9 protein-coding genes and 1 pseudogene are annotated in these 14,128 nt (G+C 63.1%); 3 read left to right on the top strand and 7 right to left on the bottom strand.

Annotation, left to right across the window (positions count from 1 at the left end; all coding sequences use genetic code 11):
- Positions 1–5: 5 nt before the first annotated feature.
- From ACZY0R_RS41915 to ACZY0R_RS41885, 7 genes and pseudogenes are all read right to left on the bottom strand, one after another.
- Positions 6–3,809 (bottom strand): nitrate reductase subunit alpha, encoded by a 3,804-nt coding sequence (locus ACZY0R_RS41915; protein ID WP_488867565.1) that lies wholly within the window; start codon positions 3,807–3,809, stop codon positions 6–8.
- Between the two features lie 40 nt (positions 3,810–3,849).
- The gene (locus ACZY0R_RS41910) at positions 3,850–5,301 is read right to left on the bottom strand and encodes a NarK family nitrate/nitrite MFS transporter (RefSeq protein WP_488867563.1); all 1,452 of its coding nucleotides are present in this window, start codon (positions 5,299–5,301) and stop codon (positions 3,850–3,852) included.
- Positions 5,302–5,319: 18 nt separating this feature from the next.
- On the bottom strand, positions 5,320–6,600 hold the full coding sequence (locus ACZY0R_RS41905) for an MFS transporter (RefSeq protein WP_488867561.1): 1,281 nt from the start codon (positions 6,598–6,600) through the stop codon (positions 5,320–5,322).
- Between the two features lie 156 nt (positions 6,601–6,756).
- The gene (locus tag ACZY0R_RS41900) at positions 6,757–7,434 is read right to left on the bottom strand and encodes a response regulator (RefSeq protein WP_488867559.1); all 678 of its coding nucleotides are present in this window, start codon (positions 7,432–7,434) and stop codon (positions 6,757–6,759) included.
- A gap of 12 nt (positions 7,435–7,446) precedes the next feature.
- Entirely contained in the window at positions 7,447–9,342 is a 1,896-nt protein-coding gene (locus ACZY0R_RS41895; protein WP_488867557.1) for a type IV pili methyl-accepting chemotaxis transducer N-terminal domain-containing protein, read from the bottom strand.
- 757 nt (positions 9,343–10,099) lie between these two features.
- A pseudogene (locus ACZY0R_RS41890) lies at positions 10,100–11,479 on the bottom strand (ISKra4 family transposase); the annotation flags it as partial.
- Positions 11,480–11,515: 36 nt separating this feature from the next.
- Positions 11,516–12,124, bottom strand: a complete 609-nt coding sequence (locus ACZY0R_RS41885; protein WP_488867555.1) for a plasmid pRiA4b ORF-3 family protein — start codon at positions 12,122–12,124, stop codon at positions 11,516–11,518.
- A gap of 308 nt (positions 12,125–12,432) precedes the next feature.
- Between ACZY0R_RS41885 and ACZY0R_RS41880 the strand changes: the two genes are divergently transcribed.
- The 3 genes from ACZY0R_RS41880 to ACZY0R_RS41870 all read left to right on the top strand — a co-directional run bounded on the left by ACZY0R_RS41880 (position 12,433) and on the right by ACZY0R_RS41870 (position 14,101).
- Positions 12,433–12,771 carry a hypothetical protein gene (locus ACZY0R_RS41880; protein ID WP_488867553.1) on the top strand — a complete coding sequence of 113 codons (339 nt, stop codon included), beginning with the start codon at positions 12,433–12,435 and terminating at the stop codon, positions 12,769–12,771.
- Between the two features lie 547 nt (positions 12,772–13,318).
- Entirely contained in the window at positions 13,319–13,522 is a 204-nt protein-coding gene (locus ACZY0R_RS41875) for a hypothetical protein (protein ID WP_488867551.1), read from the top strand.
- A gap of 180 nt (positions 13,523–13,702) precedes the next feature.
- Positions 13,703–14,101, top strand: a complete 399-nt coding sequence (locus ACZY0R_RS41870; RefSeq protein WP_488867549.1) for a copper resistance protein — start codon at positions 13,703–13,705, stop codon at positions 14,099–14,101.
- Positions 14,102–14,128: the final 27 nt, after the last annotated feature.

Genomic DNA, 14,128 nt, shown 5'->3' with positions numbered 1-14,128 from the left:
TCTTCTCAGGCGGCGCCGGGGGCGTCGGCGTTGGCGGGCTCATCGAGCCAGTCGACCCGGTCCATCTTGCGCACCACCACGAATTCGTCGCGATTGGTGCCGATGGTCCCGTAGTAATTGAAGCCGTAGCTGTATTGCGCATAGCCGCCGATCATATGGGTGGGCTTGAGCACAATGCGCGTGACCGAGTTATGGATGCCGCCGCGCAGGCCGGTGATCTCCGAACCGGGCGTGTTGATGATTTTCTCCTGCGCGTGGTACATCATCACCATGCCTGGCTTGATGCGCTGGCTCACCACGGCGCGCGCGGCGATGGCGCCGTTGGCGTTGAAGAGCTCGACCCAGTCGTTATCGACGATGCCGGCCCGCCCCGCATCGTCCTCGGAGAGCCAGATCACCGGCCCGCCGCGATTCAGCGTAAGCATGATCAGGTTGTCGGTGTAGGTCGAATGGATGCCCCATTTCTGATGCGGCGTGATGAAGTTCAGCGCGATCTCCGGGTGGCCGTTGGGCTTCTTGCCCAGCATCTCGTCGACATTCTTCAGGTTGATTGGCGGCCGGTAGCTGACGAAGCCTTCGCCGAAATCGCGCATCCACGGATGGTCCTGGTAGAACTGCTGCCGCCCGCTCAGGGTGCGCCACGGGATCAGTTCGTGCACGTTGGTATAGCCCGCGTTGTAGCTCACCTTCTCGCTCTCCAGCCCGCTCCAGGTCGGCGAGGAGATGATCTTGCGCGGCTGCGCCTGGATATCGCGGAAGCGGATCTTCTCGTCCTCGCGGTGGAGCGCCAGGTGGGCATGCTCGCGCCCCGTGATGCGGCTGAGTGCCTGCCATGCCTTGACCGCCACGTGGCCGTTGGTTTCCGGCGCCAGCATCATAACGACTTCGGCCGCGTCGATATCGGTGTCGATACGTGGCAAGCCCTGGCTGACGCCCGCCTCGCTTACCGTGCCATTGAGTTCCCCGAGTGCATGCACCTCGCTTTCCGTGTTCCAGCCGATCCCTTTCCCCCCGTTGCCGATGCGCGTCATCAGGGGCCCGAGCGCGGTGAAGCGCTGATAGGTGTTGGGATAATCGCGCTCCACCACGTTGATCTGCGGGGCGGTCTGGCCAGGCACCAGGTCGCACTCGCCCTTCTTCCAGTCCCGCACGCCAAAGGGCTGCGCCAGTTCGCCGGGCGTGTCGTGCATCAGCGGGGTGAGCACCACTTCCTTCTCCGCCCCGAGATGACCCACGCAGACCTCGCTGAAAGTCTTGGCAAAGCCCTTGTAGATCTCCCAGTCGCTGCGCGCCTGCCAGGCCGGATCGACGGCGGTGGAGAGCGGATGGATAAACGGATGCATGTCGCTGGTATTGAGATCGTTCTTCTCGTACCACGTCGCCGTGGGCAGCACGACGTCGGAGTACATGCAGGTGGTACTCATGCGGAAGTCGAGCGTGACCAGCAGGTCCAGCTTGCCCTCTGGCGCCTGCTCATGCCAGCGCACTTCCTCGGGCTTGGCATGGTCGGGACCGAGGTCCTTGCCCTGCACGCCGTGGCTGGTGCCCAGCAGGTGCTTGAGGAAATATTCATGCCCCTTGCCCGAGGAGCCGAGCAGGTTGGAGCGCCACACAAACATATTGCGCGGCCAGTTGGCCGGGTGATCGGGGTCCTCGCAGCTCATCTTCAGCGAGCCGTCCTTGAGGGACTGGACCACATAGTCCCGCGTGTCCAGCCCGCGCTCCTGCGCGTCGCGCTGCACCTGCAGCGGATTGGTCTGCAGTTGCGGCGCCGATGGCAGCCAGCCCATGCGCTCCGCGCGCACGTTGTAGTCGATCATCGCGCCGCCGTATCGCGCCGGATCGGCCAGCGGCGAGAGGATCTCGTCCACGCCGAGTTTCTCGTAGCGCCACTGGTCCGTATGGGCATAGAAGAAGCTGGTCGAGTTCATCTGGCGCGGCGGTCGGATCCAGTCCAGCGCGAAGGCGAGCGCGGTCCAGCCGGTCTGCGGCCGCAGCTTTTCCTGGCCCACGTAGTGCGCCCAGCCGCCGCCGCTCTGGCCGATGCAGCCGCACAGCATCAGCATATTGATGATGCCGCGGTAGTTCATGTCGCAGTGGTACCAGTGGTTCATCGCCGCGCCGATGATCACCATGGACTTGCCATGGGTCTTGTCGGCGTTGTCGGCGAACTGCCGCGCCACCGCGATGACCTGCTGGCGCGGCACGCCGGTAATGCGCTCCTGCCAGGCGGGCGTGTAGGGAACCTCGTCATCGTAGCCTCCCGTGGCGGCGCCGCCCTGCCGTTCGCCCGGCAGCCCGCGCGCCACGCCGTAGTTGGCCGCCAGCAGGTCGAATACCGTGGCCACCAGCGTCTCGCGCTGGCCGCCCGCTTCTTGCAACGCCATGCGCACCGCCGGCACGCGCCGTACGATCACGTCCCCGGCGGTCTTGCTCGAGGTGAAATGCGGCGTGTCGATGCCGCCGAAGTACGGGAAGCCGACATCGACGATTTCATGCGGCTGGGCGCCATCCTCCACCACCGACAGCTTGAGCTTCACGGCTTCGCCCTGCCTCGCCTCCTTGCTTTCGAGGTTCCATTTGCCGGCGTCGGGCCTGCCGTCCGGCCCCCAGCGGAAGCCGATCGAGCCGTGCGGCAAGGCGACCTTGCCCTGCTCGTCGAAGCCGACCGTCTTCCACTCGGGATGGTTCGCCTGCCCGAGTGCATCGGTGAAGTCGCTCGCGCGCACATAGCGATCGGGCACCAGGGTCTTGCTGCCGTCGGGCAGCGTGTGTTCCTTGAGCGCAACCAGCAAAGGCAGGTCCGTATACCGGCGCGCATAGTCGTCAAAATAGGCGCTGCGCCGGTCGAAGTAGAACTCCTTGAGGATGACGTGGCCCATCGCCATCGCCAGCGCCGCATCGGTGCCCTGCTTCGGGTGCAGCCACAGGTCGGCCAGCTTGGAAACCTCGGCGTAGTCCGGGGTCACGGCTACCACCTTGGCGCCCTTGTAGCGCACCTCGGTAAAGAAATGGGCATCTGGCGTGCGCGTCTGCGGCACGTTCGACCCCCAGGCGATCAGGAAGGTGGAGTTGTACCAGTCCGCACTTTCCGGCACATCAGTCTGTTCGCCCCAGGTCTGCGGGCTGGCGGGCGGCAGGTCACAGTACCAGTCGTAGAAACTCATGCAGACCCCGCCGATCAGGCTGAGGTAGCGGCTGCCTGCCGCGTAGCTCACCATGCTCATGGCCGGGATCGGCGAGAAGCCGATCACCCGGTCCGGGCCGTGCTTCTTGATGGTGTAAACGTTGGCCGCGGCAATCAGCTCGTTGACCTCGTCCCAGCTGCTGCGCACGAAGCCGCCCAGCCCGCGCTGCTGCTGGTACTCGCGGCGGGCCGCGTCGTTTTCGATCACGGCCGCCCAGGCGTCCACGGCGCTCTTGGCCACGGCCCGCGCCGCCCGCCAGTGCCTGAGCAAGCGCCCCCGCACCATCGGGTACTTGACCCGGTTGGCGCTGTAGAGATACCAGGAGTAGCTGGCTCCGCGCGCGCAGCCGCGCGGCTCGTGGTTCGGCAGGTCGGCACGTGTGCGGGGATAATCGGTCTGCTGGGTTTCCCAGGTCACGATGCCGCCCTTCACGTAGATCTTCCACGAGCACGAGCCGGTGCAGTTCGTGCCATGGGTGGAACGCACGATCTTGTCGTGCTGCCAGCGGTTGCGGTAGGCGTCCTCCCAGGTTCGGTCCTCGCCCGTGGTCTGGCCGTGGCCGTCGGAGAAATTTTCGCGCGGCTGGCTGAAGTAAGTGAGGCGATCGAGAAAATGGCTCATTGCGGGACTCCGGTATCGTTTGCGCGGATCGCGATCGTGCTCAGCACGGCATCTCGGCGCCGCGGCGCCCGTAGTACCACCAGGTGATCACCACGCAAAGGAGATAGAAGACGATGAAGATCCATAGCGCGGCCTCCGGGCCGCCTGTCGCGGCAATGGCGGTGCCATAGCTCTTGGGGATGAAAAAGCCGCCGTAGGCACCCAGCGCCCCGGCGAAGCCCAGCGCGGCTGCCCCCTCGGTATTGCCCTCCTTGATCGCCCGGGCCTGCGCCTCTTCGCCGACGCCTTCCGCCTCGCGCAGCTTCTGGTTGAGGAAGATCACCGGGATCATGCGGAAGGTCGAGCCATTGCCGATGCCCGTGGTCAGGAACAGCACCAGGAACATCAGGAAGAAGCCGGTGAAGCTGCCTTGCGCCGGACCAGCGGAGAGCGCATAGCCGCCCGCGCCCTTGGGCAGGAAATACAGCACCCCGACCACCGCCAGCGCCATCACCACGAAATTCCACAGCGTGACGGACGCGCCGCCAAGCCGGTCAGCCAGCCAGCCGCCGACGGGCCGGATCAGCGCGCCGAGCAGCGGCCCCAGCCAGGCATACGCAAGCGGGTTGACGTCGGGAAACTGGTTCTTGATCAGCAGCGGGAACCCCGCGGCAAAGCCTATGAACGAACCGAAGGTGCCAAGGTAGAGCAAGCACATCAGCCAGTTGTGCTTGCGCTTGAAGATGGCCGCTTGCGCGGCGAGCGAGGCGCGCGCGTCGGCAATATCGTTCATGAAGAACCAGGCCGCCACCGACGCCAGCGCGATCCAGGGAATCCAGATATAGGCAGCGTTCTGCGCCCACACCTGGCTCACCTGGCCGGTCTTGCCGACGATCGTCTGCGGATCGCCGCCAAAGATGCCGAGGATACCTACCGTGACGATCAGCGGACTAAGGAACTGCACCACCGAAACGCCAAGATTGCCCAGCCCCGCATTCACGCCCAGCGCCGAGCCCTTGTGCTCCTTGGGGAAAAAGAAACTGATATTGGCCATGCTGGAACTGAAGTTGCCGCCCCCCATGCCGCACAGCAGCGCCAGCAGCAACATGGTGGGATAGCTGGTGGTCGGATCCTGCACCGCAATGCCGATCCCGATGGCGGGAATCAACAAGGACGCCGTGGAGATCGCAGTCCAGCGGCGCCCGCCGAACAGGGGCACCATGAAGGAATAGAAGATGCGCAGCGTCGCTCCCGATAGCGCAGGCGCGGCCGCCAGCCAGAAGAGCTGGTTGGTCGAGTACTTGAAGCCGAGTTGCGGCAGGTTGACGGCCACCACGCTCCACAATTGCCAGATCGCAAATGCCAGGAACAGCGCGGGCACCGATATCCACAGATTCAGCTTGGCGATCGCCTCGCCCTCCCGCTCCCAGAATGCGCGGTCTTCAGGGGTCCAGATGGTCAGCACCCGGCCACTGCCGGACGGCTTCGGTGTATCTGCTACGGTTCGGCTCATTTCAGTCTCCAGGCGCACTCAGGACTGCGCCGCGTTGCCGGCGCGCACCCCGTGCGGGCCCATCATCTCGGTGCGGCGCACCTCGGTGAAATACATCCAGATCAGGGATACCCACACCACGCCGTACATCAGCATGAAGGCGCTGGATCGCACGCCGGTGATATCCAGCAGCACGCCGAACAGGATCGGCAGCACAAAGCCGCCCAGTGCGCCGGCCAGGCCGACAATGCCGCTGATGGCACCGATGTTGTCCGGATAGTCGTCGCTGATGTACTTGAATACGCTCGCCTTGCCAAAAGCGAAGGCAACACCCAGCACCGCCAGCAACGCGGTGAAGGCATAGATGTTCAGGCCCAGCCGGAAGCGGCGGATACCGTCGACGGCGGCCACCGTGAACTCCGTCTGCGGGTAGCTCAGCAGGAACAGGCAGATCCAGCACACCCACAGTACCCACCAGGTCATGCTGTGCGCGCCGTGCCGGTCGGAGAGCCAGCCGCCCACGGCGCGCAGGACGCCGCCAGGCAAGGAGAAGCAGGCTGCCAGCAACGCCGCCGTGGGGAGTTCCAGCCCGTACTCACCTACGTAGTACTGCACCATCCAGAGGCTCAGCGCGACATAGCCGCCGAAGACGATGGAGTAGTACTGGCAATACTTGAGCACACGTGGATCCTTGAGCGTGCGCAGCTGGTCCCGCAGCGAGGCGCCGCCCGCGGTGACGTGGGCCGTGTCATGCGCGCTCAGCAGCCAGAACAGCAAGGCCGTGCCAAGCAGGATGGCTGCGTAGGCGCGCGGCACCATGGCCCAGCCGAAGCTCACCACCAGCGCCGGCGCGATGAACTTGTTGACCGCCGCCCCCGAGTTGCCAGCACCGAAAACGCCCATGGCAAAGCCCTGGCGGCTTTTCGGGAACCAGCGCGCAACGTATGGCGTACCGACCGAGAACGAGCCACCGGCCAGGCCGATGAACATGCCGGCGAGCAGGAAGTGCCAGTATTGCGTCGCGTATGACATCAGCCAGATCGGCGGTATGCAGGCCAGCATCAGCACGAAGAAGACGATTCGTCCGCCATAACGGTCGGTCATGAGACCCAGCGGCACCCGGATCAGCGAGCCGGTCAGCACGGGTATGGCTGTCAGCAGGCCGAACTCCGTGGCGTTGAGTCCTAGCGTCTTGCGGATCGGGATGCCGATGACACCGAACATCATCCAGACCATGAAACACACGGTAAACGCAAGCGTGCTGACGACCAGCACGCGAATTGCCTGGCCCGTGACTCGATCGTTCGGCGAAGCCGCCATGCCGGTCGCTCCTTGGTCTCTTGCTGAGTTCCAATCTAGGCGCCCGATGCAAGGTGCGACATCCCTCGACCGGGCAGGCCGGCATGTCCATAAGGAGGATGATTTCGCGCGGCCAGACGCCCCGGCATAGTTCGAAAGAACTATGCCGGACCGGGTTCAGGCGCTGCCGCGTCCGGCGAGGAAGACGGCCGCCTGGACCCTTGAACTGAGGTTGAGCTTGCGCAGGATATGCTGGACATGGATCTTCACCGTTGTCTCCGCGATGTCCAGCTGGCGCGCGATGGCCTTGTTGCTTAAGCCGCCGGCGATACCGTGCAGGATCTCCAGTTCGCGGGGCGACAGCACGGCAAGCGGATCGGTGGGTGCGGGCGGCGCGCAGGCACCTTTCGGACCGGCATGCACGGCCTGGAACGCGGCGACCAGCTTGCCGGTCATCTCGGGACTGATGGCAGACTGCCCTTTCAGGGTCTGGTGGATGGCCGCGACCAGGGCAGCACCATCGATGTTCTTGAGTACATACCCGTCGGCACCAGCCTTGAGTGCGGCGCCCAGGTCGCGCTCGTCCTCGCTGACCGTCAACATCAGCACGCGTGCGTGCGGCGCGACCTCCCTGAGTCCGGGCAGCGCATCAATGCCCGTCACACCGGGCAAATGGTTGTCGAGCAGGATGACGTCCGGCTGCAAGGCCTCGGCGCGATACTGAGCCTCGCCGGCGTCGCCGGCCTCGCCAACCACCTGCAACGCCGGTTCCTGCGCCAGCAAGGCGATCAGCCCGCGGCGGAACAAGGTATGGTCATCCACGACCAGAAGGCGGACCGGATCAGTAGCGCGCATCGGTTTCTCCCATCAGTGGCTCTGCATGGTGTTGGCCATCCGAGCAGGCCGGGACGACGCATCGCGCTGCGTAGGCCGGCGCGGCGGCAGCGTCAGCGTCACCCGCGTGCCATCTCCGCTGCCCGAGGTCAGCGTTACCGTAGCGCCGATGCGCTGCGCGCGCTCGTGCATGATGCGCAAGCCCACATGCAACTGGGCGGATGACGGCGATTGCGCAACGTTGAAGCCGAGGCCATCGTCACGTACCTCGAAACGCCACACCTCCGCCTGCCGCACGTCGATCCAGACCTGTGTCGCATGCGCGTGCTTGCGTATGTTGGACAGCGCCTCCTGAATGACATGCAGTACCTGAACCTGCACGTCGGGCATCAGGGGCACATCATGTCCTTCAATGCGCAGATGCGTGCGCAAGCCTGTCTGGTGCTCGAATTTCTGCAACGTGGTGCGCAACGCGGGTTCGATATCTTCATGGTTGGTGCGCGTGCGGAAATGCACCAGCAGTTCACGCACGTCGCTATAGGTCTCGTGCACGCCGGTCTCGATCTCTCCGAGCACCCTGTCGACCGCTGGCGCGTCACAGCGGCCAAGCGCGGCCCTCATCAACTCCACCTGGATCCGCAGGAAAGCCAGCGACTGGGCGATCGAGTCGTGGAGTTCCTGTGCCAGCAGGCCCCTCTCCTGGGCCACAGTGGCCTCTTTCTCCAGCGCTCCCGCGCGCAGCCCCTCCATCGCGCTGGCAAGGTGGGCCGCAAGGGCCTCGAGCAGGGAGCGGTCCTCTGCCGTCAGCACGGTTTCCTCGAAAAAGAACAGATCGATTTCGCCAAGTACCCGCTGCTGCAGTTTCACCGGTAGGGAAACCAGTGTCCGGTAACCGGCCCGCGCGCATCGGATCGACGGATCGTCTGGCATCCCCCGGATGGGGATAACCCGCAGTTGCGCGGTGGCGCCGGCCTGACCGCAATGGCAAGCACCCGGGTGCAGGCAGCGCTCCTGCTCAAACATCACCTGCGGCAGGCAGTCGCCCGCCAGCAAGAGATAGCGCTGGTTGGCTGCATCGGACCAGCGGATCGCAACGGCATCGGCATGGGCAATAGCGCGAACCTTGCGTGCAAATCCTTTTGCAAGCTCGTCGAGCGTAGCCGCCTGCGCGATTTGCCCGCTCATCTCATACAAGGCGGCAAGGCGCATGCGTTCGCGTTCCAGCCGTGCGGTCTTTTCATTGACGCGTTGCTCAAGGTCGCCATACAACGCCTCCAGCTTTGCGGCCATATGATTGAAGCCCTCAGCCAGTTCGCCAAACTCATCCTGAGAGGTCACCGCCACGCGTGCGCCGAGGTCCGCAGCCTCAACGCGCTGCAAACCGCGCCGCAGGCGCGTCAAGGGCTCAAAAACGATCAGGTAGCCGGCATAGAGGAGCGTCACCGCGCTGGCAATGACAAGGGCCATCATTGCGAGCTGGAACATATGCAGCCGTGCCGTCCATTGGGAGAGCTGCAGTTCGATGCCGGATACCAGCGCGTCGACGGCTGCCGCGAAGCGGTCCAACTCGCCCGTGGGGGCAGGCGCGCCCGATAGCCAGCGCGCGCGAAGCGAGGCCCAGCCTTGTTGCACCGCGGCAAACTGCGCACGGGTCTCGGCGTTCCAGGGGACAAAGAGAGGGCGTGAGGGATCGCCGCTTGCCAATATCTCCAGGCCCTGGTCAGACTCGCGCAACTGGGATGTCACCGATTCCATTGACGCGCCCTGTTCCATGGCCAACGCGAGCCGATAGCCCTGCATGCGCATACGGCCAGCTTCGTTGACGGCTGCCGCTCCGCCTTCGATTTGCCAGGTGACCCAGAGCGTGAGGCCGATCGAAGTCAGGGCAAGACACAATACCGTGGCACCGATCGCCAGCAGTTTAGTCAACAGACTCCAGCTCGGCCGGCGCATCGCGTGACTCCAGGTTGAGCGTTCCTCGTGCCTCTATTGCCGGAACTAGAGGACTGCATGCTGCGCCGCACGATTCTGCCGCCGCTGCCATTGGCCGTCCCTGCCAGCGATCCGTCGGCAACGCCGTATCAGTACGCACAAAGAGGCACTTAATCGTGCAGGCGTTTCACTCGGATATGCGCGAGCGCCGCCAACGGATATGCGTCTCCCCAATGGAACTGAATATATCCAAGACCTCGTACCGATGTTTGATTCATCGCAAATCTGGTGCTTACCAATCCTGAAAATGTGCAATAAAGGCCAATTTTTCCGACATTTTTCTCGATCCAGGCGAGCGTTCATGGAAATGCGTTCCAACTACGCTTTTCCCTGTCAGGATCAGAATGTCCGGTTTTCCTTCGATCGGAAAGCCGAGGCGGCAGCCCGCCGGCGGCCATGGTGCGGTGGAGGCAGCGAACGGCGCGCAACAGTTGCAGGCCGAGCCAGACGTTGGCCGCCGCAAATAGCACGCCACCAGGCAAAGCCAGCCATCGCGGCGCTAGCGGCAGCGCCAGCAGCAGGACATAGGCCAGCAACAGCAGGTTGAGGGTCGGCCGGGATTCGCGAAAAATCCGCCACATCCCTGACAACCCATTGATTTATCGAGAGAATTCAGCCTTTCCAGCACCCGGATGGCATCGCCTGCCCCCAGGAGACCGCGCCAAACCGGGGGCTGACTAAGCGGCAAGCGATGGTTTTCTTCTCCGGCGATGGAGGGATACCATCGTTCAACGTAAGACCGGAGCTGGTCATTGAGCACGGCCGTCCGGATTTGCAGCAGGTTGTGCGCGTGCCGAGGCCGCCAGGCCATCTGCTGCCGTTTGACGAACCGCTTGCTGACCACTTGGTTGACGGCTGACTCGACAAAACCCGATGCAATGGGCTCCCCATGCCGATAGCGGTCACCGTAGTTCACGATGAAGTGCCGGTTGTTGTCCAGGTAGACGATGAACTCCTCGAGTTTGCCGAGGAGTTTGGCCTCTTCGGGGCTGGCCTCAGCTTCCAGATCCCAGCCGAGACTTTCCAATCGGCGCAACGCTGGATAGGGGCAGCCGTGCCACAGGTGCCACTTGGCGCCATGCAGCGCCTTGATCAATGTCGCGTTGCTCGGGCCGTCGCTGTGTGCCGGGCGGGCCTTGATCATCTGTTCGAGGTTCTGTATCCGCATGGCGATGTGGAACCAATCGAGAACGTACTCACCGCGGTCACCAAAGCCGAGCTGCGCAAACCGTACGGTATCGCCTCCATCCGACAGAAAGGTCACCGGTTGACTAGGTTGCACACCTTCACGTAGCAGGAAATTCAACATACGATCGGCCGGCCGGTGCTCCAGCTTGTGCACGTAGGCAAAACTATGGCCGGCATCCTGATCGCGCATTGACTTCCCGACGATCACTTCAAACCAGCCGTCCTGCCGGCGCCGGTGGCCGGCCAGCCGAAGGTAGCCGCCGTCAATGCCGACGGCGCGGACCGGACTGGGCTCCGGGATGTCGGGCGAACCGACGCTCGCGGCCACCTCCGCGTGCTGCCGGGCGTCGGTGGCCTGTTCCGCTTCCAGCCGGCGACCGAGCCCGGTGACCTGGCGCCGGATCGAGCTGGCTGCCAGCACATGATCGAGCGGCAACACCTCTTGCAGGACGTTGACGGTCAGACCATACGACATCAGCGCTGCGAACTTGACCTCGAGATACTGCAGTTCTGGACTGACCCGCTCAGGCAAGCAGTTGGCGACCGGACTGCAGGTGGGGGCGTCGCCCTGGCATTGCCGACAGGGATACAGCCTGGGACTGTCAATCGACAGTCGCCCGAACGCGCTACGGAAGACCAAGTGATGGTGGCCCTTGCAAGCCAACTGCGCACCGCACGTGGGACAAACGCTGGTCCGGGCAACTGCCTCGGCAACCTGTGCCGCGACCATCGTGCGCTGCAGCCGACCCAGCAATGATTTCGCCTCCTCCAGATGCAGGCCCAGCGAGCCCACATCAAGGCTGTCTCTCTCGAACTGGGCAATTTCGGTGACGGTGGCTGGCACCTCTCCCTCGTCCTGCACTACGAGTTGCAAGCTGATACGCATGGCCGCCCTCCTCCCTTGGAAGCTGCGGCGACCAGTCTACCCCTCGAGGTGTCGCAACCGATCATTGACGATCTGACGGTCAAAGCGACGATCCAGCCAAGTCAGACATCGGTCGACCTCATCGCGTAAGTCTGCCAGCACGATTGGACCCTCGCGCAGCGACTCGAGCCATTCGAGGAACTCGTACTCACTGCGTTCGTCCCTGGCCTCCAGATACCTCTCGATCCCGCCAACGTCCTCTAGCGGGCAAGGCCCGCTACCCGCCACGCAATGTGGCAGCCGGCCAGGATGTTGCCGCAGCATACGCCGCTCCACCCGTATCTCGTGGCGCCACCACGCGTTGAAGTCATACACATAGACGAAGCCTTCGTGTTCGCGGAGACGAAACGCGGTCAGCGGCAGTTCGTTTGCCACTGTGGAGAACTGCAAGACGTCCTCATGAGCTTCACCGTAATGCCTGCCACGAATGCTGAACTGGTGCAGATGTTCGTCCGCCCAGCCCATGACTACCTGGATGACATTGTGCAATTGTGGGAGCGTCAAATGCTCGGGAACGAGGACGCGTCGCCAAACCGGCGGGCTCAGGCCGCGCAGAGCAATTCGAAGTTGAAGGATGGAGGTCGCCGCCCCAGGATCGGAAGCCATGCGCGCATTGTAGGTGCCTCATTGGCCTCTCGGCGGTGGTCCGGTCGTTCGCCCCCGTTTTGGCGCGGTCTCCGAATACGAAAACACCCACGGCACGACGTGCGCGAGCTCGGCGCCAGGTAGCGCTGCAGAGAACACGTGCAAACCGCCACTCTGAACTCGGTCGGAAGGTGGCCGCAAACAGTACTTGACCTTCCCTCCATGGGAACGTCCATATTAGGAATATGGAATCGGGCAAGTCATTTGGGAGTGGGGACTCGTCGCTGGAAGAACCCGCCGAGTCAGACCCCCAAGCATAGCGGTGGCCCATGTCGAAGACGGACAAAATAAGTACCATTAAGCACTCCTTACATGAGCAGGTGTTTGCAGCGTTCGAACGAGCTTGCCGGGAGAAGGAATTCGAGTTGGCCGACGACATACTCCTTGCTCTTGAAGCCATTGCGCGCCGACGGAGGGATGTGCAGCAGCTCGACCTTGCGTACCTATTGCTCGCAGCCTCCTGCGAGGCAGGTGACTTGGCTCAAGAAGCGGCGCCATCGTGCGAGGAAGAATCGGGAGAACCGATACTCAGAACGGTGAAGGAGAGTTCGATAGTCATACCATCTCGGATGGAAGGGCACGAGACGGACGATGCAGAAGAAAAATGAAACGACTTTGGTGTGTGATTCTCCTTACGATACTTGCAGCTGCGCTGCCGCTGCGTGTGCTCGCCATGCCATTTTCTGCATGCTACGCTGTTGGCATGACCGATTCGCCCTCCTACGCCGTTCAGAACCCGGCGTCACACGTCAATTCAAGCCATAGCTGCGATGGCAGCAGCGATTGTTCCGCCACAAGCAATCCAACCAAGATGTCTCGCGCCTCGTGCGCTGCGATATGCGCTGCCGTCGCGGCATCTCCCATGCCCATTGGCCTCGCTGGCGACTCTTGGACGAGCGTCCTCATAGCCCACCCCGAGTCCAAGTTCCTCTCGGCAGTTTTGGCGCTCCTCGAGCGTCCACCTAAAGCACTCTCCGCCTGAAGCTGGACTCAGCAAGCCAGCTACCACTTGGCTTGCTGAGGCATGGCTTGTCTATCACAACGACTATGCAGCGAGGTTGCCCCAAGGGACGACCTTGCATTCGACAGTGCTGGCCACCCTTTTGAACGAAAGGTGTTCGGAACCGCACTGTTCGAAGTGAGCGGAGAACTACCATGAAAACGATTATCCTTGCCGCAGTTGGCACAGCGGCACTCATCACATCCTTGTCCGTCCTCGCGGGGCCAGACTGGTACGTCATTGAGAAAGCACGCGCCGCCAAACAGGCGGAGATGCAGCAGAAGGCAGGTGACCAGGCAGCCATGACGAAGGCCTGCCGGGAGATGATGACGCAGCCCATTATGATGCAGCCCAAGTAGGCAGCGCCTGAGGTCCGGGCGGGGCGTCTCTTGCCTCAAAGACGTCTCGCCTGGGGTTCACCAGTCCCATGCCATCGGCTGGCGGGCGACCGACAAATGTGCGACAACCTGCCACGGTGAGCCCATCCCAATCATGGCTAAACGCTGGTACTATTCTTGCAAAAATAGGCAACAGTTCTCGTGCGCACGTCTCTTCGCCGGCTATGGCTTGCCGGGTTCCTCATCACCGCCTTCCTGACAGTGCAACTGGCAGCGGCGGCTTACGCCTGTACGGGAAGCCGCTATTCGCTTGAGCAGATGGACGATATGGCCGGCATGATGGAGTCCTGTCCTGAGATGGCGAAGAATGCCCAGGACACGGGGGCGCATGACGGACTTTGCCTTGAGCACTGCCAGCTGGGTTCAAAATCTGTCGACCACACATCACCCCAAGTTCCGGCATTTCTGCCTGTCCTGCTGAGCGTGGTGGAGCCACCGCCTGCGCCGACTGCTGACCACTTCGCTCTGGTGTATGGCGACGCCATTCCACGCGCGCCACCACGACCGCTCTCCATCCTCCACTGTTGTTATCGCACGTAGCCTCCTGAGCAACGCAATTCGGGTGCT

Source organism: Cupriavidus sp. F041, assembly GCF_057814235.1.
Note: the sequence above shows the minus strand (reverse complement) of the source record. Positions and strands in the feature narration are given on the sequence as shown.

Bases quoted from the DNA above. Each gene is read 5' to 3' on its own strand.
- ACZY0R_RS41885 (WP_488867555.1), bottom strand. From the start codon at position 12,124: ATGGCTTCCGATCCTGGGGCGGCGACCTCCATCCTTCAACTTCGAATT.
- ACZY0R_RS41880 (WP_488867553.1), top strand. From the start codon at position 12,433: ATGTCGAAGACGGACAAAATAAGTACCATTAAGCACTCCTTACATGAG.
- ACZY0R_RS41900 (WP_488867559.1), bottom strand. From the start codon at position 7,434: ATGCGCGCTACTGATCCGGTCCGCCTTCTGGTCGTGGATGACCATACC.
- ACZY0R_RS41915 (WP_488867565.1), bottom strand. From the start codon at position 3,809: ATGAGCCATTTTCTCGATCGCCTCACTTACTTCAGCCAGCCGCGCGAA.
- ACZY0R_RS41905 (WP_488867561.1), bottom strand. From the start codon at position 6,600: ATGGCGGCTTCGCCGAACGATCGAGTCACGGGCCAGGCAATTCGCGTG.
- ACZY0R_RS41910 (WP_488867563.1), bottom strand. From the start codon at position 5,301: ATGAGCCGAACCGTAGCAGATACACCGAAGCCGTCCGGCAGTGGCCGG.
- ACZY0R_RS41875 (WP_488867551.1), top strand. From the start codon at position 13,319: ATGAAAACGATTATCCTTGCCGCAGTTGGCACAGCGGCACTCATCACA.